The sequence below is a fragment of the Nakamurella multipartita DSM 44233 genome, from assembly GCF_000024365.1.
In the GTDB taxonomy this organism is placed as follows: Bacteria; Actinomycetota; Actinomycetes; order Mycobacteriales; family Nakamurellaceae; genus Nakamurella; species Nakamurella multipartita.
The window spans coordinates 3,496,507-3,517,670 of sequence record NC_013235.1 but is presented as its reverse complement, the minus strand read 5'-3'; the positions used below and the strand labels follow the sequence as shown (position 1 = coordinate 3,517,670).

Here is a 21,164-nt window from a genome sequence, read left to right as displayed (position 1 = left end):
CGATCACGCTTCAGACCCCCATGCCTGAGATGCCTCTCCGTGAGCTCATGGAAGCTCGGATGGCTGAAATGTCCAGATCGTGGAACGGTAGACCGCCCTACGCTAACAGGTGGTGATGAGGTTCTGGCCAAGTTAAGCTGAATGGGTGGCGCTGGACCATTTGGTGACCTACTCTTCTCTCGGTAGCGTCGGGACGGCGCGGTGCCAGCGGGAGGCAACGAGGCCGCCGCATCCAGGCCTCGGTCGATGCACTCGTCGTGAAAATACTTGTGCTGCAGCAGCTGTGGCGAAATTTGGGGAGGATCATGCGCATCTTGGTGACCGGTACCGAGGGGTACCTCGGGTGCCTGCTGGCTCCGGAACTGGCCCGGCGTGGCCATGACGTGGTCGGGCTGGACACCGGATTCTTCAAGTCCGGATGGCTGTATCGGGGCACCGACCGCACGGTCTTGACTCTTGATAAAGATGTCCGGAGTGTGCAGGCCGAGGACCTTGTCGGATTCGACGCGATCGTGCACATGGCGGAGCTGTCGAATGATCCGCTCGGCGACCTGCTCGGGGACGTGACCTACGACGTCAATCACAAGGGCACGCTCCGGCTCGCCACGCTGGCGAAATCGGCCGGGGTACAACGGTTCATCCACATGTCCTCGTGCAGTGTCTATGGGGTGGCGGACGGCGTCGTCGACGAGAGCTCGCCGATCAACCCCCAGACGGCGTACGCCGACTGCAAGGCATTGGTGGAACGAGACGTCTCCGCGCTGGCGGATGATGCCTTTTCGCCCACTTTCATGCGCAACGCCACCGCGTTCGGCGCATCCCCGAGGATGCGCTTCGACATCGTGCTGAACAACCTGGCCGGGTTGGCCCACACCACCGGCCGGATCTCCATGACCTCGGACGGAACTCCGTGGCGGCCGCTGGTGCACGCCATGGACATCGGCAAGGCGATTCGCTGCGCGTTGGAGGCGCCGCGAGACGTCGTGCACAACGAGGTTTTCAACGTCGGCAGCAACGAGCAGAACTACCAGGTGCGTGAGATCGCCGAGCAGGTGGCCGCCGCGTTCCCCGGATGCGTGACCGAGTTCGGCCCGCCCGGACCGGACAACCGGAGCTACCGGGTCAATTTCGACAAGATCCACGCCCAGCTCCCCGGCTTCGAGTGCGACTGGAATGCCTCCCGCGGGGCCGAGCAACTGGCGCGGATCTTCTCCTCGATCGACCTGGATGCCGAAACCTTCACCGGTCGCGGGCACACCCGGCTCAAGCAGCTCGAGTACCTGCTGCGCACGAAACAGATTGACGCCGAACTTCTCTGGACGGCGGCCCGATGAAGTTCATCGACACGCCGATCGACGGGGTGGCCATCGTGGAGCTGGAGGAGCGTCGCGACGACCGCGGGTTCTTCGCCCGCAGCTTCTGCCAGGACGAGTTCGCGGCCCACGGCCTGCTGCCGGAAGTGGTGCAGTGCAACCTGTCCTACAACCACCGGGCCGGCACGTTGCGCGGCATGCACTTTCAGCTCGAGCCGGCCACCGAGGCCAAGCTGGTTCGCTGCATCTCCGGCGCCATCGTCGACATCATCGTGGACCTGCGTCCCGGCTCGCCGACCTATCGGCAGCATGTCGCGGTGGAATTGAGCGCGGCTAATCGTCGTTCGTTCTATGTCCCGCCGATGTTCGCGCACGGATTCCAGACCTTGGTCGACAACACCGAAGTGCTCTACCAGGTCAGCGAACGCTATACGCCGGGTCAGGAACGCGGTCTTCGCTACGACGATCCGGCGCTCGGGCTGTCCTGGCCGCTACCGGTCTCCGCCATCAGCGACAAGGACGCGAGCTGGCCGCTGCTCGAGCCGGTCGGAGCGCCGGCATGATCCTGGTCGACACCGCCCTGGGTCGACGTCAGGAGCGCGGCGAACCGATCCGGGTCGGCATGATCGGGGCCGGCTTCATGGGTCGTGGAGTAGCCCGGCAGATCATCCGGTACACGCCCGGCATGACCCTGGCCGCAGTCTCCAACCGCAACCTGGCCGGGGCCCAGCGGGCCTACCGCGAGGCCGGTATCGACGACGTCGACGTGGTCGATTCGGCGGCCGGGGTCAGTGCCGCGGTGGCGGCCGGTCGGCCGGTGGTGACCGACGACCCGATGGCCGTCTGCGCGGCCGACGGCATCGACGTGATCTGCGACGTGACCGGCGCGGTCGAGTTCGGCGCGGCGATCACCCTGGCCGCGTTCGAGGCCGGCAAGCCGGTGGTGACGATGAACGCCGAGCTGGACGGCACCGTGGGTCCACTGCTGGCCCACCGCGCGGCCGCCGCCGGTCTGGTGTTCAGCGGCGTCGACGGCGACCAGCCGGGCGTGGAGATCAACCTGTTCCGGTTCGTCACCGGCCGGGGGCTGACCCCGCTGGTGCTGGGCAACATCAAGGGTCTGCAGGATCGGTTCCGCAACCCGACCACGCAGGCCGGGTTCGCGGCCCAGTGGGGCCAGGACCCGCACATGGTCACCAGCTTTGCCGATGGCACCAAGGTCTCGTTCGAACAGGCCATCGTGGCCAACGCGACCGGGATGACGGTCGAGCGACGGGGCATGCGCGGAGCCGATCACCGCGGCCACGTCGATGAGCTGACCGGTGCCTATGACGTCGAGCAGCTGCGGGAGCTGGGTGGAGTCGTCGACTACGTCGTCGGCGCCAAGCCCGGCCCCGGGGTCTTTTGCCTGGCCACCATCGACGATCCGGTCCAGGCCCACTACCTGAACCTGTACAAGCTGGGCGCCGGACCGCTCTACAGCTTCTACACGCCGTATCACCTGTGCCACTTCGAGGTGCCGGCCAGCCTGGCCCGGGCGGTCGACTTCGGCGACGCGGCCATCGCGGCCGCCGGTCGGCCCATGGTCGAGGTGGTCGCGACCGCCAAGACCGACCTGTCCCCGGGCCAGGTGATCGACGACCTGGGCGGCTATCTGACCTACGGCGAGGCGGAGCGGGCCGATGTGACGGCTGCCCAGCGGCTGCTGCCGATGGGCGTCGCGGCCGGGTGCACCGTGGTGCGTCCGGTGGCCAAGGACGCCACATTGACCTACGACGACGTCGCCGTGCCGCAGGGCCGGTTGATCGACAAGCTGCGCGACGAGCAGACGGCGGTGTTCGGATGAGCGTCACCGAGCGCTCGGTCGTCGCCGGCGAGCGGCCGGTGCCGGTCGCCGACACCAGCTACGAGGTCGTGCTGGTGACCTATCACAGCCGGGAGCAGCTCACCGGCCTGCTGACGCACGTCGGAGCCACCGGCCCGGTCGTGGTGGTGGACAACGCATCGGGCGCGGACGGGGTGCCGGACGTGGTCCGGGCGCTGCCCCGCGGCCGCTGGCTGGACGGCCGCAACGGCGGCTTCGCCCGGGCCGCCAACCTGGGTGCCCGCACCAGCACGGCCGAGTTCCTCGTCTTCGCCAATCCGGACAGCCGGCCGACCGTGGACGTCTGGCGGGCGCTGGTCGGGCACCTGCGCGACGAGCCCGAGCTCATCGCGGTCGGCGCGGCGACCACCGGCCCGGACGGCTCCATCGAGCTGGGCGTCGGTGGCTGGGACCCCACCCCGCGGCGCGCGTGGGTACACGCCCTGGGTCTGCATCGGCGGTGGCCGACGGCCGGCGTCTTCGCCAAGCCGAGGACAGGGCAGGACGTCGACCTGGAGTGGATCTCGGGCGCCTGCCTGGCCGTTCGCCGGCGCGAATTCCTCGACCTCGGCGGCTTCGACGAGCGCTACTTCGTCTACAACGAGGACATGGCCTTCGGTCGGGCCGTCCGGCGGTCGGGCCGGCGCATGGTGCTGCGCACCGATCTGCTGGTGCCCCACGCCACGGCCAGTTCGGGGGGCGGTGGCACCGCCATGCCGCAGCAGCGAGGCGCGTCGATGGCCGCCTATCTGCATGATCATCACCGCCCGGCGGCCGCCCGGGTGATGCGCGCGGCCTTCGCCGCCGGCATGGCGCCGCGCATCCTGATCGGGGCCGGACGCGGTCGCTGGTCCACCGTGCGTCAGCACTGGGCGTACGTGCGGGGTATCGCGACCCAACGATCCCCCTACCGGGCCGGATAGCCGCATGGTCCTGAGCAATGACCGGGTCGACGACGATCGGACGGTTCGTCGACGGCTGCCGGTGCCCGGTCGGGTCGCCGGTCGGGTCAGTTGGACCGTGGTCGATCAGGGTTTGTCGGCCGCGTCGAACTTCCTGCTCGCGGTCCTGGTCGCTCGCGCCGTCGACGCCGAGGCGTTCGGCGCCTTCTCGGTGGCGTTCCTGGTCTATTCGATCGTGGTGGCGGTCAACCGGGCGGCGGTGGGACAGCCGCTGCAGATCACCTTCGCGGCCGAGGGTCGCCGGCAGTTCCGGTCCGCCGTCCGCTCCGCTCTCGGGGCGACCATCGCGCTCGGCGTGGTGGCCGGAATCCTCACCGCGGCAACCGGTTTGCTGCTCGGTGGGCAGACCGGTCAGGCGTTGGTCGCGCTCGGCGTCGTGCTGCCCGGCCTGATGGTGCAGGACATCTGCCGCATGGCGTTCTTCGCCGCCGGCCAGCCGGCCCGGGCGACGGCGATCGACGCCCTGTGGACGGTGGCGATGCTCGTCGGCCTGATCTTCGCCCAGAGCGACCGGGCCGATGTCTGGTTGCCGGTGCTGATCTGGGGTGCCACCGGGCTGATGTCGGCCCTGTACGGCCTATATCTGCTGGACACGGTTCCCCGGCTGCGGGGGTCGGTCCGCTGGGTGGTCGGGCAGCGCAAGCTCACCGGGTACCTGCTGGTCGAATACGTCCTGAGTCAGGGATTGGCGCAGTGGGGGATCCTGGCGGTCGGGGTGTGGGGCACCGCCGCCGGCGTGGGTGCGCTGCGGGCCGGTCAGGTCCTGCTCGGCCCGATGAACATCCTGGGCACGGCCGCGTTCATGTTTGCCGTGCCCGAAGTCGCTCGGCGGGTGGCCTTCTCGCCGGCCGGTCGGATGCGCTTCGCGCTGGTGGTCTCGTCCGTCCTGGGCCTGGCCGGGGTGCTCTACGCCTCTGTCCTGCTGCTCCTCCCGTCCGCCTGGGGGCAGCAACTGCTCGGCGATTCGTGGAGCGGCGCCCAGATGGTGCTGCTGCCGCTGTGCCTGCTCGCGGTGGTGGCGGCGGCGGCGACCGGTCCGGTCGCCGTCCTGTACGGGATGGGGCTGGCCAAGCTCACCCTGCGGGTGAACCTGCTGCGGGCGCCGATGCTCGTGGTCGGTCTGGCCGTGGCCATCCCGCTCTGGGACGCCGTCGGGGCGGCCTGGACGCTCGCGCTGGTCGAGGCCGCGCTGCTGCCGATCTGGTTCCTGCAACTGCGGCGCGCTCTGACCCGGCTCACGGTGGAGGACTGACATGCTGGCCGTACTGGAAGAGCAGGCCGAGAAGGCGCGCTCGGTCCTGACTCCCGAGGTCTTCGACTACTACGACGCGGGTTCCGGCGACCAGCTCACCCGGGCCGAGTCCGGGGCGGCGTGGGCCGACTACCGCTTCCGGCCGTTCCCGTTGCGGGACGTCAGCGCCGTGGACACCGCCTCGACCGCGCTGGGTGTGCCGGTCGCCACGCCGATCGCCATTGCTCCGTCCGCGTTCCAGCGACTGGCCCATCCCGACGGTGAACGGGCCACCGCCGCCGCCGCCGGCCAGGCCGGATCGCTGTTCGTGCTCTCGACCCGGGCGTCGTTGCCGATCGCCGAGGTGGCGGCCGCCGCCACCGGGCCATGGTGGTTCCAGGTCTACGTGATGCGTGACCGCGAACTCACCCGGCGCGTGGTGGCCGATGCGGTGACCGCGGGCGCCCGCGCGCTGGTGCTCACCGGCGACACCCCGTACGTCGGACGCAAACGGCAGGTTCGTGGCACCCGCATCCCGTTGCCCGACGACCACTTCCTGGTCAACATCGCCCCCCACCTGGCCCCCGGGGTCGACGGGCGCGCGGCCGCCGCCCAGGATCCGTCGATCGGTCTGGAGACGATCGACTGGCTGCGCCGGGAGTTCGGCCTGCCGGTGCTGGTCAAGGGCGTGCTGCGCGGCGACGCTGCGGACGAGTGCCTGCGCGCCGGTGCCGCCGGGGTGATCGTGTCCAATCACGGCGGCCGGCAGCTGGATCGCGCGGTGCCCAGCGCGCACGCCCTGGGCGACGTCGTCGACGCGGTGGCCGGACGCGCCCCGGTCTACGTCGACGGCGGAATCTCCTGCGGCCTAGACGTTCTGACCGCCCTCGCCCTGGGCGCCCACGGGGTGCTCATCGGGCGACCGGTGCTGTGGGCGCTGGCCGCGGGCGGCTGCCAGGCGGTCGCCGACACGCTCAGCGCCATGACCGACGACCTGCGCCACGCCATGGCGCTGACCGGCGTCGCCGGTCTGGACCAGATCAACCGCAGCCTGCTGCATCACTGAACCGACGAAGGGAAACGACCGATGACGACATTCGCCTCGCCGATGGCCGACGAAGAACTGAAGATCAACCCGGATGTCGCGGACATCCCGGTGGTCATCCTGTGCGGCGGGATGGGCACCCGGCTCCGTGAAGCCAGCGAGAAACTGCCCAAGCCGCTGGTCGACATCGGTGGCAAGCCGATCCTCTGGCACATCATGAAAACCTATGAGGCGCATGGCTTCCGCCGCTTCGTGTTGTGCCTGGGCTACAAGAGCGAACTGATCAAGCGCTACTTCTTGGATCTGCGCGAGCAGGTCAACGACTTCAGCCTCGACCTCGCCGGCGATCACCAGCCGCGCTTTCTGACCGACTCCCGTGACGAAGGCTGGGAGATCACCTTCGCCGAGACGGGCCTGGAGACCGGCACCGGTGGGCGGATCCGCCGGGCCCTGAAGTACATCGACACCGATGTCTTCGCGTTGACCTACGGCGACGGCATCGGCGATGTCAATCTGACCGCGCAGCTGGCCCGGCATCGTGAGTCGGGGCTGCTGGCCACCGTGACCGGCGTCCACCCCACCAGCCGCTTCGGCGAGATCCTGGTCAACGACGCGAACACCCAGGTGGTGGAGTTCAACGAGAAGCCGACCCTGGCCACCGGCTGGGTCAGCGGCGGGTTCTTCCTGTTCCAGCGCGAGTTCGCCCAGCGGTACCTGGACGACACTCCCGACCTGCTGCTCGAGCAGGCGCCGCTGCAGCGGGTGGCCCGCGATGGTCAGCTCGGGATCTTCGGCCACGAGGGCTTCTGGGCCGGCATGGACACCTTCCGCGACTGGACCGATCTCAACCGCCGGTGGGACTCCGGCGACGCCCCGTGGAAGGTCTGGAAGGACTGATGTCGACCGAAGCCCACCGATGGATCGTCGTCGCGGATTCGGAGTTCCTTCCGGCCCGAGACGGTGGCGAGCGCGAACAGCAGGGCCTGGTCGAGGCCACGCTGGCCGCGAATGCCCTGCGCGCCCTGGTCATCCCGGCCAAGCAGGAGCTCGACCTGCGGGCCTACCGTGAGCTGGTCGGCGACATCTGTGTGCTTCCGGTGCACCGGCGCCGCTCGCCGTTGATGCTGCTGCATCCGCGGCACCCGTTTGTCGTGGCCTCGCGGCCGACCCCACCGGGCCTGGCGAACCGGCTCCGGTCGCTCGTGCCGGACGCCACGGGAATCTTTGTGCTGTCCTACAAGTCGCACGGGATCGGGGACCGGTTGGCGCGCGACCTGGGGCTGCCGATGGTCGTCCGACAGCACAATCGCGAGTCCGACTACCACCGCAGCCTGGTCGAGGGCTCGCACGGTCCCCGGCGGCTGGTGATGCGCTGGGAGAGTGCCCGGATCGCGCGAGACGAGGCCCGGCACGACCGGTCCGACCTGGTCACCGCGTTCGCCGACATCGCCGCGGAGGACGCGCAACGCCGGCGGGCCGCGGGGGCCCGGCAGGTGATGCACGTGCCGCCCTTCGTGTTCGGCCGCGGCGGGGCGGACCGGGCCGGTGCATTGCCCCGGCAGGCCGGTCGCGGGGACCGGCCGCGAGTGGTCTTCCTGGGCGCGTTGGACGTGGTGACCAACCTCGTCGGCCTCGACTGGTTCGTCGACCGGGTCTGGCCCCAGGTTCGGGCCGCAGTGCCCGATGCGGTGTTCGAGGTCGTCGGCGCGCGGCCGTCCGCGGCGCTGCGGGAACGGCTGGGGACGGTCCCGGGCAGCGAGATCCAGGCCGACGTCCCCTCGGTCGAGCCGTACCTGGAGCGGGCCTGGGTCACGGTCAACCCCGCGGTGGCCGGGTCCGGGGTCAACATCAAACTCGTCGAGTATCTGCAGGCCGGACGCCCGACGGTGAGCACGTCGCTGGCCACCCGCGGGCTCGACCTGCGCTCGGGCGTCGACCTCGAGGTCCACGACGATCCGGGGGCATTCGCGCAGGCGGTCATCCGGCTGCTGGCCGACCGCGAATCCGCTGCGGCGATGGCCGCGAACGGTCGGGCGACGATCCGACGGCTGACCGATCCGACCCGCAACATCGCCATGATCACCCGGGCCTTCGAACAGGCCCGGTCGCCAAGAATGAGTGAGGAACATGACTACCAGTGACCAGCGGAGCCGGCGAGCGGTTCGGATGCAGCCCGGGCGTGATGTTCTGACCGAATCGCCGCCGACGCCGAGCCGGCGTCGCCATCGCGCAGCGGAGTCGGCGGCGTTCCAGGCCCAGGGATTTCCGTCCGAGCGGCCGACCGGAACCGGCGAACTCCCGCCGTTCGGCTTGATCATGGCCCGGCCGTTGCTGCTGGCCATCGCCGCCCTGCTCGGCGCGTTGGGAGGGTTCCTGCTGACCGGCAACTCGGGCTACCAGGCCCAGTCGATGCTGCAGTTCAGCACTGCGAGCCTGGACAGCCTCGTGGTCAAGCAGACCGGCCAGACGCTGGCTCGACGGGTCCTGTCGGCCGACGTGGTCAGCGAGGCCGAGCGGCAGGCCGGCCTGCCGGCCGGGTCGCTCACCGGCCAGATCGCGGCCGGTTGGGAGCAGGACAGCAACCTGGTCGAGGTGTCGGCCCACGCATCCACCGAGGCCGGCGCGATCGCCGCGGCCAACGCGGTCGCCGGGGCCGTCGTCAGCCTCAACGAATCACAGATCCAGGCCCAACTGCAGCAGGCGCACGCGAATTCGTCCGACCTGCTGAACGCGGAGGGCCTGCCCTCGCCGGCGGCCGAGGACGCCCGGGAAGCCCAGGTGGGGCAGTCGCTGGCCAATCGCCAGGATGCCATCACCGCCCGCTCCGGATCGGTCGTGGTGATCGATCCGGCCGCGCAGGCCTCGCACGCCGGGATCACCCCGCTGATGGGTTCGGTGGTCGGCCTCGTCGCCGGCCTGCTGCTGGGCGGTCTGGCCGCCGTCCTGCTCGGCGTCCGGGGCATGCGCATTTCCAGTGTCCGGTCCCTGCGGGCGTTGTTCCCCGGCTACCGGATCAGCCGCACGGGGGAAGCCGCCCGGCTGGTCGGGGAGGTGCTGGAGTCCGGTCGTGAATGCATCGCCGTCGTGTGCCCGGCCGGCGCACGGGAGGCCGGGCTCGCGCTGGCCGACGACCTGAGCGCCTTCGCCGGCGCGCACGGGCACCTGGTCCGCAACCTCGGGCTGGTCGACGACCGGGCCATGGCCCTGGCCACGCTGGGCCGCGACGCGCGTCGCGACGTCCCCGGGATCATGAATGCGGACATGATGATCGCAGTCGTCGACGCCGATTCCGAGGCGGCACACCTGCTCGAAGGACAGTCCGACTTCGTGGCCGTGGTCGTCGCCCGGCGCAGCCGGACCACGGTCGCCGCGGTGGCCGCAGCCATGGAAGCGTTCGATCGGGCCGCTCCTCGCCTGGTTCTGGCCAGGTGAACGCGACATCCTCGCAGCGCCGGGTCGCTGCCTGGATCGCTGTCCTGTTCGGGCTTCTGGTTGTCCTGCAACGCTTGTCCGTGCCCGGCCTGACCAATGTCTCGATGCTGGTGCCGGCGGTGATCGGCTGGATGGTCCTGGCCAGGTTGGCCGGGATCCTGGAGATCGACCGCACCCGGCTGTGCTGGTGGCTCGGGTTCGCCGGGATCAGCGCGCTGGGCATGCTGGTGCAACAGCAACTGGTCGACCGGGCGGTCATCAGCCTGACCGCGTGGATGCTGATCGTGGTGGTCTGGCTTCCGTTCACCATGCGTGCGGTCGACCGCAGCACCGCCACCTACCTGTGCCTGCTGCGGTACGTGAGCTGGATCTGCTCGGGCCTGGCCCTGCTGGCGGTGATCATGGTCGGCCTGCAATTGCTGGGCGTCGGCTACCGGGACTACGTGGCCTCCTTCGTTCCGGCGAACCTGCAGCTCGAGGGCTTCGTGATCAGCTACCCGATCACCTGGGGATCGCCGATCTTCAAGGCCAACGCCTGGATCGGCCTGGAGCCCTCGTTCGTCTCCGCCCAGTTGGGCGTCGGTCTGCTGGCGGCGGTCTTCGTGCGGGCGCGGATGTGGATGATCCTGGTCCTGATCCTCGGGCTCATCGCGACCGTCTCCGGATCCGGGATCGTGATTGTGCTGGTCGGACTGTTGGTGATGGTGGTGCACCGTTCCCGGGTGCTGCTGGTGCGCTACGCGGTCATCGCGGTGGCCGCGGTCGGGACCAGCCTGCTCACGCCGTTCGGAGCGATGCTGCTCGAGCGGTCGACCGAGTTCCAGGGGGAGAACACGTCGACCTCGTTGCGCGCCCTGCAGCCCTACGACGTGCTGATCCCGCAATGGACGACCGACCCGCTGGGGATGCTCATCGGCTACGGGCCGGGCTCCTCCCAGCGAGCGGTCGAGGCGACCAACGTCCTGGGACTGCTGGTGCCGACCCCGCTGAAGATCTTCTTCGAGTACGGGCTGATCGCCGGATTCGTCCTGGCCGTCTTCCTGCTCGTGTGTTATTGGGGGGGACCGAGCCGCACCTTCTCCGTGACGCTGCTGGTCTCCTTGTGGGTCCTGCAGCCGGGATCGACGACCTTGACCATCACCCTTCCCCTGCTCGTTCTGGTCACCCTGTTCTCGCCCCGGTGGGGCCCGCCCCTGGAAACCCTTGATCTGGCCGGGCGTGCCGCCGACGAAACCCCACGATTGGTAGAAAGCCGATGACCCAGATTTCCGATCGCCCGACCGCGCCCGTCATCTCGGTGATCATGCCCGTGCGCAACGAGGCGGCTCACATCGAGGGAGCCCTTCGATCCGTTCTGGCGCAGACGGTCCCCATGGAGATTCTGGTCGTCGACGGGCGGTCGACCGACCGCACGCGCGGGATCGTCCAGAGTCTGGCCGATCCCCGGATTCGGGTCCTGGACAACCCGCGGCGCATCATCCCGGCCGCGCTGAACGTCGGACTGGCCGATGCGCGAGGGCAGTTCGTGGCCCGGGTGGACGGGCACATGACCATCGGCCCGGGCTACTTCCGCACGGCCCTGGACGAACTCGTCGATCCGGAGGTGGCCGCCGTCGGCGGGATCCGCATCGCGCAGGCGACCTCGGCGACCGGCCAGGCCATCGCCGGTGCGCTGGGCAGTCCGTTCGGCGTCGGCAACTCGATCAACCACTATGCGACGACCCCGCAGGACACCGATCATGCCTCGATCGGGGTCTACCGCACCGAGGTGGCCCGGTCGGTCGGCGGGTGGGACGAGAACCTGCTGGTGAACGAGGATGTCGACTTCGACCATCGCATTCTGCAACGGGGTCACCGCATCCGGTTCCACCCGAACATGCAGATTCTGTGGCGGGTCCGCGAGGACCTGCCCGCGTTCGCCCGGCAGTACCGACGGTACGGGCGGGGCAAGGCCGGCATGATTCGCAAGAACGGCCGATCGGCGGTTCGCGCGCGGCACCTGGCCGCTCCGCTGCTGGTCGGGGCCCTCGGGGTGGCTACGGCGGCGTCCGCGGTCGGCCGGCCGCGCGTCGGATTGGCGGTCGCCGCACCGTATGTCGGTGGGCTCACCTATGCGGCGGTGCGCACCGCGAAGTCGAATCCGGCGGGCGGCGGGCCGGCGATCACCCGGCTGGTCGCGGCGTTCGCCACCATGCACGTGACCTGGGGATTCGGGTTTCTCGAAGGCCTGGTGCTGGGCCGGCCGCCGGCCGCCTCCACGGCGCGCGATCCGCGGACGGTCGATCCTCACCGATCAGCGATGGCCGCCCCCACCGAGCGGGTCCATTCGTAGTCCACCCGTGCCTCGATGGAGGACTCCCAGATGAAGGCGCCGAGCAGGTCGGGGTACCGGGCCACGGTGGTGGACCAGGTCGATCCGGTGAGCGTCACCGGACTGCTGTAGGTGGAGGTGTTGCACATGAAGCCGAGCACCTGCTTGGCCGCGGGGATCCCGCCGGCCACCGCAATGCCGACCTTGCGCAGGGCATCCTGTTCGAGGCGGCCATCGGTCGCTTCGACGTAGTCGTAGAGCATGTGGGCGAAGAAGTCGTAGGAGTCGGCGAGCGCATCGGCGAGCGTGAGCCATCGTGCGGTGTGCTCGCCGTAGAGCGCCGCGGTGATCCCGACGAGAAAGTCGGGCCCGAATTCGGACTTCAGCCGGCGGACCGCGGCGACCAGAGCTTCCTGGGTCCAGGTGCTGCCCGAGGGCTCCAGGTCCAGGTCGATTCCGGTGAATCCGTAATTGGTGACGAGCTGGCTCACCGAGTCACAAAACTCCTCGACCTGCGTGTCGTTTGTCACGGTGATCCCGCCGTCATTCTGACCACCGATTCCAATGAGGACGGGTCGGCCACTGCGCACGACTGTGTCGATATGCGAAGCCATTTCCTCGGCCGTGGTCCGATTGGGGCGAAAATGCAGGAGTCCGCTGCCCGAACGAGCGGACTGCGCCATCGCCACGACCAGCATGCTCAGCGTGTCCAGCACGTCGGCGGGGAGTTCGTCGATCGTCGGTGGCTGCCAGTCGAACATCCACATCGACACGATCCGGTCGGGCCGGGGCGGGCGCGGTGCGGTGCTGGACGGCGGTGAAACAGCTTGTTCTGTTGCGGGTGTCGCGATTCCGTCGCTGGTGCCAGGTCCGGAACAGGCGGCCACGGTTCCGGTCGCCAACCCGCCGGCGAGCATCCCCAGCACGGAGATCGCATGCCGCCTGCTGATCGCTCGCCCCTCGCCGGTGGTCGAGGTCATCCGCCCTCGCTCCTCGATCGCATGATCCCAGGCTACCTGTCCCGGCCGTGGCATTCGGGTCGATTCGACCGGCCATCTCGATGCTCTTGCGCCATTCTGGGCGCTATACTTGGGCCGCCCGAAAAAGGGTGAGGAGAAGTATCGCGCAGGGGGCTTGGTGTCCGAGAATCAGGAATTCAGAGAACTGCCGCGCCTGGCCTCGCTCGACGGGCTGCGCACCCTCGCGGTCGTCCTGACCTCGCTGGTGCATCTGGTGCCCGAGTATGTTCCGGGCGGCTTTCTGGGTGTTGATGTCTTCTTCGTTCTCAGCGGGTTCCTCATCACCAGCCTGCTGCTGGGCGAGTTCGATCGCAGCGGCCGTATCGACATCCTTCGCTTCTACATCCGTCGCGCCCGGCGCCTGCTGCCGGCGGTGCTGGTCCTGATGCTCGTCTTTTCCGTTGTCTCGCTGGTCATCTCGGCATCGCGGCGCGACATCGTGGTCACCGGGGTGGTCGACGCGGGGATCTTGACGTACACGGCCAACTGGGCGCCGGTTTTCGGCCATCACCCGCCGTGGCAGGTCGACCACATCTGGTCGTTGTCGGTGGAGGAGCAGTTCTACCTGCTGTGGCCGCTGCTGCTCATCGCCGGAATGCGGTGGCTGAGCCGGACCGCCATCCTGCGGATCACCGCGGTCGCGGCCCTGGTCTCGATGCTGGCCCAGGGGGCCTCCTTCGTGCTCTGGCACTCGACCGAGATCAGCTATCTGGCAAGTCCTTTGCACGCGCACGGGATCCTGCTCGGGTCGTTCCTGGGGCAGCTGTACACCTGGCGGCGGGGGGAGCGGGCGCTGGCCCGGCTGGCCGGCTGGTGGTGGCCGCTGCCGGCCGCGCTGGTCGTTCTGCTCGCGCTGGCCCTGACCACCGGGGTCGACGCCTTGTTCACCTACACCGGCGGGATGGCTCTGGCCGTGGGGGCGTCCGGCGTGCTGGTGTTCGGCCTGGCTGCGCGAGAGACGGTCGGGACGGGCCAGGACCTCGGCACCCGCGTGTTCGGCTGCCGACCGATGGTCGCGATCGGCAAGCGCTCGTACTCGATCTATCTGTGGCAGAACTTCCTGGCCTGGGCGTTGACGCCCTGGTTCCGTGATTCCTTCTGGTGGATTCCGGTCAACGTGGTGGCCACGCTGGCCGCCGCCGAACTGTCGTACCGCTGCGTCGAGCAGCGATTTCTGCGCCGGTCACGGCGATCCGCACCCGGCCGGCACCGCGCGCCGCGTTCCGGCCGGCCGGCGGCCGCCCGGCTGTCGTAACCGATCCGGCCGGTCCGGTCGGCTAGGCGTCGGCCAATGCCGCCTGCATGGCCGCCTCGCCGTCCCGGGCCACCGCGGGCCAATCCACCTGCGGGGCGAGCATCGGGGTCTCCAGATGGCAGGCGAGATTGGGATCGGCGGCGTAGAGCAGATGGGGCTGCCGGCGCCGGGTCAGGGCCCGCAGCTCGAAGGCCAGACGGAAGGGGGTCAGCACGCAATTGGCCGCCACGGCTCGGTATCCGGTCCGAAAACGCGTGGCCGCTCGGCCGAGCACGATCTCGGCCGGGCTGTAGGGCAGCGCGCCCTGGCAGACCATCAGGATCTCATGATCGAGAAAGCGCTCCGGGTAAGGGATCATGCCCTGCCGGATGATGCCAAGGTCGGCCCGCAGCGCGCCCAGCCGCACCCCGTGGGTGCTCGTCGTGCTGGGTACGTTGACCCAGCGTTGCCCGTCCATCATCGCATCGGGCGCCGGGCGCCATCCCCAGGGCGTCGAGCCGTCCGCGGTCGGGTTGTCGGGAGTCGACGCGTACAGGGCGAAGTAGCCCGCGGCGGGGATCGCCTCGGTGGCCGAACGCAGGGCCACGAAGGCTTCAGGCCGATGAAGGTAGTCGTCCTCGCAGAAATAGACGACGTCGTCGTCGGGCCATCCCAATCGATCGGGCAGGCGTAGGGCGGACCAGTAGCTGCCGCGCAGGCCGACCGGCCCGCCAGGAATGTCGATTACCCGGGCGCCGCGCTCGGCCAGTTCCCGCCAGGGCGCGGGCAGGGGACCGTCGGCCAGCACGACGGCCTCGGCGTCGGCCGCTCGGGCGGCGACGAGAAACGAGGCGAGGCAGGTCCCCTTGTCGAAATAGTCGGGTCGGTTCTTGCGGTTCTGCCCGCCATACAGTCGGTAGACCAACCTCAGCGTCATGTGTGAGTCCTTCCCCCGGGTTGCTGCATCCCGCTGCTGACTACTCTAAGCGACGAATTCCCCCAGTTGTGGCCGCCGAAAGAGTGTATCGGGACGGGTCCGGCCGCGCTGGATTCATATCCGCGTCACGAAGGACTGGACAGGCAAGCGATCACTTGCCTATTGTGGCGTGGTGTGGCGGAGACCCCAGGTTCCGAGGCCCTGTTCCGGGCGTTGGCCGACCCGACCCGACGGATCATCCTGGACGAACTGGTCGAACGGGACGGGCAGTCGTTGTTCGAGATCTGTGCCCGGCTGGGTCTGCGGCACGGCATCGGGTCCTCCCGCCAGGCGATTTCGCAGCACCTGGCCCTGCTGGAGCAGGCCGGGCTGGTCAGCACCGAAAAGGCCGGCCGCACCAAATTGCACCACCTGACCACCGCGCCGCTGCGGGAGATCGCCCGCCGTTGGCCCAGCGAAGGAGAAAGCTGATGCTCAGGATCACCGTGACCAGCGTGCTGGTCGACGACCAGGCCAAGGCGCTGGCGTTCTACACCGACAAGCTCGGCTTCCGGCCGGGCTACGACGTGCCGGCCGGCGACTACCGCTGGCTGACCGTCGGCGACGACCATTCCGACGTCCAGCTGCTGCTGGAGCCGGACGCCCATCCGGCCGCGAAGGCGTTCAAGGCGGCGCTGGTCGCCGACGGCATCCCGTACACCCAGTTCGCCGTGCCGGACGTGCATGCGGCCCACGCCGAACTGGTGGAACGAGGTGTGGTGTTCACCCAGCCGCCGGTCGAGATGGGTCCGGTGACCATGGCGATCCTGGACGACACGTGTGGCAATCTGATCCAGCTCATCACCATGACCGGCACGCCGGGGTGACGCGCCGTGCCGCGGTCGGCACGCCCCGATAGATTTCCCCCATGACCTACACCGTCCCGGCACCCCTTCGTCAACGACCGGCGTTTCAGGCGCTGCAGCAGCACTTCGAGCGGCTCCGCGAGACCACCCTGACCGAGATGTTCGCCGCCGACGCCGCCCGCGGCACCAGCCTGACGCTGGAGGCCGAGGGGATCTACTTCGACTACTCCAAGCACCGGGTGACGGCCGAGACCATCGACCTGCTGGTCGAGTTGGCCGAGGAGTCCGGGCTGGCCGACCTGCGGGCCGACATGTTCGGCGGTGAGCACATCAACATCACCGAGGATCGGGCCGTGCTGCACGTCGCGTTGCGCGCGCCGCGCGATCAGGTCATCAGCACCGACGGCCACGACGTCGTGCCGGGTGTGCACGAGGTGCTCGACCGGATGGGTGCGTTCGCCGACCAGATCCGGTCCGGCCAGTGGACCGGGCACACCGGCAAGCCGATCCGGGCGATCGTCAACATCGGGATCGGGGGCAGCGACCTGGGCCCGGTCATGGCCTACGAGGCCCTGCGGCACTACTCCGACCGGGACCTGACCTTCCGGTTCGTCTCCAACGTCGACGGCACCGACTTCGCCGAGAAGACCCACGACCTGGACCCGGAACAGACGCTGTTCATCGTCTCGTCCAAGACGTTCACCACGCTGGAGACGATGACCAACGCGCACACCGCGCGGGACTGGTCACTGGCCGCGCTGGGTGACGAGGCCGCGGTGGCCAAGCACTTCGTCGCGGTGTCCACCAACGCCGAGGCGGTCAGCGCGTTCGGCATCGACACCGCCAACATGTTCGGCTTCTGGAACTGGGTCGGCGGCCGCTACTCCATGGAATCGGCCATCGGCCTGTCCACGATGATCGCCATCGGACCGGAGAACTACGCCCAGCTGCTGGCCGGCTCGCACGCCGTGGACGAGCACTTCCGCAGCACCCCGCTGCGGGAGAACCTGCCGGTGCTGATGGGCCTGCTCACCTTCTGGTACTCGGAGTTCTTCGGCGCGCAGACCCAGGCGGTCCTGCCCTACGACCAGTACCTGCTGCGCTTCCCGGCCTACCTGCAGCAGCTGACCATGGAGTCCAACGGCAAGTACGTCACCCTCGGCGGGGTCAAGGTCGACTACAGCACCTGCCCGGTCTACTGGGGCGAGCCCGGCACCAACGGGCAGCACTCCTTCTACCAGCTGATCCACCAGGGCACGCTGCTGATCCCGGTCGACTTCATCGCCTTCGCGCACTCGCTCAACCCGCTGGGCGACCACCACGACTACCTGACCTCGAACGTGTTCGCCCAGGGCGAGGCGCTGGCCTTCGGCAAGACCGCCGAGCAGGTGCGGGCCGAGGGCGTGGCCGAGGAGCTGGTGCCGTTCAAGGTGTTCGAGGGCAACCGGCCGTCCTCGACCTTCCTGATCGAGAAGCTGACCCCGTACGTGCTGGGTCAGCTGGTCGCGCTCTACGAGCACAGCGTGTTCACCCAGGGCGCGGTGTGGTCGATCGGTTCGTTCGACCAGTGGGGCGTGGAGCTGGGCAAGCAGTTGGCGCAGCGGGTGATCCCCGAGCTGCAGTCCGACGGTGAACCCGAACTGGGCCACGACAGCTCGACCAACGAGCTGATCCGGCGGTATCGCGCAGCCCGCGACACATCCCGGTAGGTTCGGCCCGTGGCTACCCGTACCCGCAAGAAGCCGGTCCAGCGCATCCCTCCGACCGTCGGTACCCGGCCCCTGGGCCGGATCCCGGTGGCCGACGTCTTCCCCATCGTCGACGACGGCACCCGCCCGTCGAAGTCGGTGGTGGGGGAGGAGTTCGACATCACCGCCAGCGTGTACCGGGAGGGTCATGACGCGGTCAACGCCAACGTTGTCCTGACCGACCCGGCCGGCGCGACCACGGTGCTGCCGATGACCTGCATCAATCCCGGGTTGGACCAGTGGTCGGTGACGGTCAGCGCGCCGACCACCGGCCTGTGGACCTACCGGGTGGAGGGCTGGTCGGACCCGTACGGGACCTGGCACCACGACGCGACGATCAAGGTCGCCGCGGACGTGGACACCGAGGTGATGCTGGAGGAGGGCGCCCGCGTGCTGGAGCGGGCGCTGGCCGCCGTGGAGCGCACCCCGGAGCAGGCGGCGGTGCTGCAGGACGCCATCGGCAAGCTGCGCGACACCGCCCACTCGCCCGGGAACCGGTTGGGGGCAGGCGTTTCGGCCGCGGTGGAGCAGGAACTGGCGGCCCGCCCGCTGCGTGAGTTCGTCTCGCCCAGCCCCGACTACCCGTGGCTGGTCGAGCGGGAACGGGCGCTGTACGGAGCGTGGTACGAGTTCTTCCCCCGCTCGGAGGGGTGCTGGTTCAACGAGGAAACCGGCCTGTGGCACAGCGGTACCTTCGCGACCGCCGCCGAGCGGTTGCCGGCGGTGGCCGAGATGGGCTTCGACGTCATCTACCTCACCCCGATCCACCCGATCGGCCGGGTGAACCGCAAGGGCCCGAACAACACCCTGATCGTCGATGAGCACGATCCCGGGTCGCCCTACGCGATCGGCGCGGCCGAGGGCGGGCACGACGCGATCCATCCCGAGCTGGGCACGTTCGACGATTTCGACGCGTTCGTAGCCCGGGCCCGCGAGCTGGGCCTGGAGGTGGCCCTGGACATCGCGCTGCAGTGTGCGCCCGACCATCCCTGGGTCACCGAGCACCCGGAGTGGTTCACCACGCGCAACGACGGCACCATCGCCTACGCCGAGAACCCGCCCAAGAAGTACCAGGACATCTACCCGCTCAACTTCGACAACGACCCCAAGGGCATCTACGCCGAGGTGCGCCGGGTGATCCAGGTCTGGCTCGATCACGGCGTCCGCATCTTCCGGGTGGACAACCCGCACACCAAGCCGGTCGAGTTCTGGGAGTGGTTGATCGGCGACGTCGCCCTGGACTACCCCGAGACCATCTGGCTGGCCGAGGCTTTCACCCGGCCGGCGATGATGCACGGACTGGGCAAGGTCGGCTTCCAGCAGTCCTACACCTACTACGCGTGGCGCAACGAGAAGTGGGACCTGGAGAGCTACTGCCAGGAACTGGCCCGCGACTCGGCGCACTACATGCGGCCGAGCTTCTGGCCGACCACGCACGACATCCTCACCCCGTACATGACCAATGGTGGCCCGGCGGCCTGGAAGCTGCGGGCCGCGCTGGCCGCGACGCTGGTGCCCACCTACGGCATCTACGCCGGGTACGAGCTGATGGAGGCGCAGCCGCGGCCGGGTGCGCAGGAACAGATCGACAACGAGAAGTACCAGTTCAAGAACCGGCACTGGGAGGACTACGAGCAGTACGGGTCCAAGTCCGGCCAGTCGATCGGCTGGTGGCTGGCGATGATCAACCGGATCCGGCGCGAGCACCCGTCCCTGCACTGGCTGCGCAACCTGCGTTTCCACAACGCCGAGAACTCCAGCGTGATGGTGTTCTCCAAGCGCCGGGTCCTGCCCGACGGGCGCGACGACACCATCATCGTGGTGGCCAACCTCGATCCGCACCACAACCAGTCCACCTGGTTCCACCTGAACATGCCCGAGCTCGGCCTGCACTGGGACGACTCGTTCCCGGCCCATGATCTGGTCACCGGCGCGACATGGCACTGGTCGCAGCACAACTGGAGTTGGCTCGGGCCGGAGAACGAGCCCGTGCACATTGTCCAGGTGGGGAGATACTGAGCTCATGTCCGAGTACAGCGGGGCGCCGGCGAAGAAGGGCGGCGGGCTGTCCGGCCGCGCCATCGGCGGGATCGTCATCGCCGTCCTGGTGATCGTGTTCATCGCGATCAACCGGGATCCGGCGAACGTCTCGTTCCTGTTCACCAGCGTCACCATGCCGCTGTGGATCGCCCTGAGCATCGCCGGCGCCGGCGGCCTGCTGGCCGGGTTCCTGATCGGTCGCAAGAAGTACAAGCGCTGAGTTGGCCGACGCCAGGATCGCCGTGCTGTTCGTGCACGGCGTGGGGATCCGCGAGCCCGACTACGCGCGCACCGCGGTCGCCCAGTTGCGGGCCCAGTTCCGGGCCGCGACCAACGACGAGCGGGCCGACGACGACCTGATCATCGAATCGGCCTACTGGGCGCCGGCGGTGCTGGCCCGGCAGGACCGGCTCTCCGAGCGGACGGTGCCCGGCTTCGCCTCGGGCTGGTTCGGGGCGATGGACCGGCTGACCCAGAAGGTGGCGACCGGTTCCACCCTGTCGCTGCTGCCGCTGGCCTTGTCCGGGCTGGTCCGGCACGTCCCCGGGATCCCCAAGATCCACTGGCCGACCCTGCGGTGGGCGGTCACCAGCTTCGTCGGCGACGTGGTCGCCTACCAGGTCTCGCCGCACAGCCGTGAGGTCTACGACGCGGTCCATGCCGAGGTGGCCAAGGCGCTGGCCCGGCTGGCCGAGCGGGCGCCGGACGCGCCGCTGTTCGTGGTCGCGCACAGCCTGGGCAGCGTGATCGCCGCCGACCACTTCTACGACCTGGGCAAGGGTCGGCGGGCCGCGGCCACGGCGCTGCAGGCCGGGCAGACGCTGACCGGCTTCTACACCCTGGGCAGCCCGATCGCCCTGTGGACCCAACGCGACGGCGACTTCGCCTCCCCGTTGCAGATCCCGGCCCGCACCAGCCCGGACCCGGTGCTGGCCAGCGCCGCCGAGTGGATCAACTTCTACGACGCCGACGACGTGCTCGCCTTCCCGCTCAAGGGACTCTCGCCGGAGTGGGACCGGGCGGTGGACGGGGACCGTTCGGTCTCGGTCGGGGCGCTGCTGCTGGGCATGTCACCGGTCTCGCACGTCGCCTACTGGAACGACGCGGCGGTGATCCGGCCGATCGCCAACAGCATCGCCTGGCTGTGGAACGCCCGGCGCGGCGGCTCCTCTACGCTTTGACG

At 69.2% G+C, this 21,164-nt stretch carries 20 protein-coding genes; 18 read left to right on the top strand and 2 right to left on the bottom strand.

Annotated features, from left to right (window positions below; translation table 11 throughout):
- Positions 1 to 305: 305 nt before the first annotated feature.
- The 11 genes from NAMU_RS15770 to NAMU_RS15720 all read left to right on the top strand — a co-directional run bounded on the left by NAMU_RS15770 (position 306) and on the right by NAMU_RS15720 (position 12,179).
- Positions 306 to 1,334, top strand: a complete 1,029-nt coding sequence (locus NAMU_RS15770) for an NAD-dependent epimerase/dehydratase family protein (protein ID WP_015748393.1) — start codon at positions 306 to 308, stop codon at positions 1,332 to 1,334.
- Positions 1,331 to 1,876, top strand: coding sequence for a dTDP-4-dehydrorhamnose 3,5-epimerase (gene rfbC / locus NAMU_RS15765; RefSeq protein ID WP_015748392.1), 546 nt, complete (start codon positions 1,331 to 1,333; stop codon positions 1,874 to 1,876). Before NAMU_RS15770 ends, rfbC begins: the two co-directional genes overlap by 4 nt.
- Complete coding sequence (locus NAMU_RS15760; RefSeq protein ID WP_015748391.1) at positions 1,873 to 3,159, top strand: NAD(P)H-dependent oxidoreductase; 1,287 nt, start codon at positions 1,873 to 1,875, stop codon at positions 3,157 to 3,159. Before rfbC ends, NAMU_RS15760 begins: the two co-directional genes overlap by 4 nt.
- Positions 3,156 to 4,100 carry a glycosyltransferase gene (locus NAMU_RS15755; RefSeq protein ID WP_015748390.1) on the top strand — a complete coding sequence of 315 codons (945 nt, stop codon included), beginning with the start codon at positions 3,156 to 3,158 and terminating at the stop codon, positions 4,098 to 4,100. Before NAMU_RS15760 ends, NAMU_RS15755 begins: the two co-directional genes overlap by 4 nt.
- A 4-nt stretch (positions 4,101 to 4,104) precedes the next feature.
- Positions 4,105 to 5,391, top strand: coding sequence for an MATE family efflux transporter (locus NAMU_RS15750; RefSeq protein ID WP_015748389.1), 1,287 nt, complete (start codon positions 4,105 to 4,107; stop codon positions 5,389 to 5,391).
- 1 nt (position 5,392) lies between these two features.
- On the top strand, positions 5,393 to 6,436 hold the full coding sequence (locus NAMU_RS15745) for an alpha-hydroxy acid oxidase (protein WP_015748388.1): 1,044 nt from the start codon (positions 5,393 to 5,395) through the stop codon (positions 6,434 to 6,436).
- Positions 6,437 to 6,457: 21 nt separating this feature from the next.
- On the top strand, positions 6,458 to 7,312 hold the full coding sequence (locus NAMU_RS15740; protein WP_015748387.1) for a glucose-1-phosphate cytidylyltransferase: 855 nt from the start codon (positions 6,458 to 6,460) through the stop codon (positions 7,310 to 7,312).
- On the top strand, positions 7,312 to 8,556 hold the full coding sequence (locus NAMU_RS15735; protein ID WP_015748386.1) for a glycosyltransferase: 1,245 nt from the start codon (positions 7,312 to 7,314) through the stop codon (positions 8,554 to 8,556). The genes NAMU_RS15740 and NAMU_RS15735 overlap by 1 nt, the downstream gene beginning before the upstream one ends.
- On the top strand, positions 8,543 to 9,847 hold the full coding sequence (locus NAMU_RS15730; protein WP_138180252.1) for a hypothetical protein: 1,305 nt from the start codon (positions 8,543 to 8,545) through the stop codon (positions 9,845 to 9,847). Before NAMU_RS15735 ends, NAMU_RS15730 begins: the two co-directional genes overlap by 14 nt.
- A 74-nt stretch (positions 9,848 to 9,921) precedes the next feature.
- Positions 9,922 to 11,106, top strand: a complete 1,185-nt coding sequence (locus NAMU_RS15725) for a hypothetical protein (RefSeq protein ID WP_138180250.1) — start codon at positions 9,922 to 9,924, stop codon at positions 11,104 to 11,106.
- Complete coding sequence (locus NAMU_RS15720) at positions 11,103 to 12,179, top strand: glycosyltransferase family 2 protein (RefSeq protein ID WP_015748383.1); 1,077 nt, start codon at positions 11,103 to 11,105, stop codon at positions 12,177 to 12,179. Before NAMU_RS15725 ends, NAMU_RS15720 begins: the two co-directional genes overlap by 4 nt.
- Here the strand turns inward: NAMU_RS15720 and NAMU_RS15715 are convergent.
- Positions 12,134 to 13,138, bottom strand: coding sequence for a glycosyl hydrolase family 18 protein (locus tag NAMU_RS15715; RefSeq protein ID WP_015748382.1), 1,005 nt, complete (start codon positions 13,136 to 13,138; stop codon positions 12,134 to 12,136). The two genes, NAMU_RS15720 and NAMU_RS15715, sit on opposite strands and share 46 nt — an antisense overlap.
- A gap of 157 nt (positions 13,139 to 13,295) precedes the next feature.
- Between NAMU_RS15715 and NAMU_RS15710 the strand changes: the two genes are divergently transcribed.
- Positions 13,296 to 14,432 carry an acyltransferase family protein gene (locus NAMU_RS15710; RefSeq protein ID WP_015748381.1) on the top strand — a complete coding sequence of 379 codons (1,137 nt, stop codon included), beginning with the start codon at positions 13,296 to 13,298 and terminating at the stop codon, positions 14,430 to 14,432.
- A 22-nt stretch (positions 14,433 to 14,454) separates the two neighbouring features.
- On the opposite strand, the gene NAMU_RS15705 is transcribed toward NAMU_RS15710, so the two are convergent.
- The gene (locus tag NAMU_RS15705; RefSeq protein ID WP_015748380.1) at positions 14,455 to 15,348 is read right to left on the bottom strand and encodes a hypothetical protein; all 894 of its coding nucleotides are present in this window, start codon (positions 15,346 to 15,348) and stop codon (positions 14,455 to 14,457) included.
- Between the two features lie 174 nt (positions 15,349 to 15,522).
- Between NAMU_RS15705 and NAMU_RS15700 the strand changes: the two genes are divergently transcribed.
- The 6 genes from NAMU_RS15700 to NAMU_RS15675 are packed head-to-tail and all read left to right on the top strand — an operon-like array spanning position 15,523 to position 21,162.
- On the top strand, positions 15,523 to 15,819 hold the full coding sequence (locus NAMU_RS15700; RefSeq protein ID WP_015748379.1) for an ArsR/SmtB family transcription factor: 297 nt from the start codon (positions 15,523 to 15,525) through the stop codon (positions 15,817 to 15,819).
- On the top strand, positions 15,819 to 16,214 hold the full coding sequence (locus NAMU_RS15695; protein ID WP_015748378.1) for a VOC family protein: 396 nt from the start codon (positions 15,819 to 15,821) through the stop codon (positions 16,212 to 16,214). Before NAMU_RS15700 ends, NAMU_RS15695 begins: the two co-directional genes overlap by 1 nt.
- A 41-nt stretch (positions 16,215 to 16,255) precedes the next feature.
- Positions 16,256 to 17,902 carry a glucose-6-phosphate isomerase gene (gene pgi / locus NAMU_RS15690; RefSeq protein WP_015748377.1) on the top strand — a complete coding sequence of 549 codons (1,647 nt, stop codon included), beginning with the start codon at positions 16,256 to 16,258 and terminating at the stop codon, positions 17,900 to 17,902.
- A gap of 9 nt (positions 17,903 to 17,911) precedes the next feature.
- Positions 17,912 to 19,960 (top strand): alpha-1,4-glucan--maltose-1-phosphate maltosyltransferase, encoded by a 2,049-nt coding sequence (locus NAMU_RS15685; protein ID WP_015748376.1) that lies wholly within the window; start codon positions 17,912 to 17,914, stop codon positions 19,958 to 19,960.
- Positions 19,961 to 19,964: 4 nt separating this feature from the next.
- Positions 19,965 to 20,201 carry a LapA family protein gene (locus tag NAMU_RS15680; RefSeq protein WP_015748375.1) on the top strand — a complete coding sequence of 79 codons (237 nt, stop codon included), beginning with the start codon at positions 19,965 to 19,967 and terminating at the stop codon, positions 20,199 to 20,201.
- A 1-nt stretch (position 20,202) separates the two neighbouring features.
- Positions 20,203 to 21,162: a hypothetical protein gene (locus NAMU_RS15675; RefSeq protein ID WP_052307961.1), complete on the top strand. Its 960-nt coding sequence runs from the start codon at positions 20,203 to 20,205 to the stop codon at positions 21,160 to 21,162.
- Positions 21,163 to 21,164 lie beyond the last annotated feature (2 nt).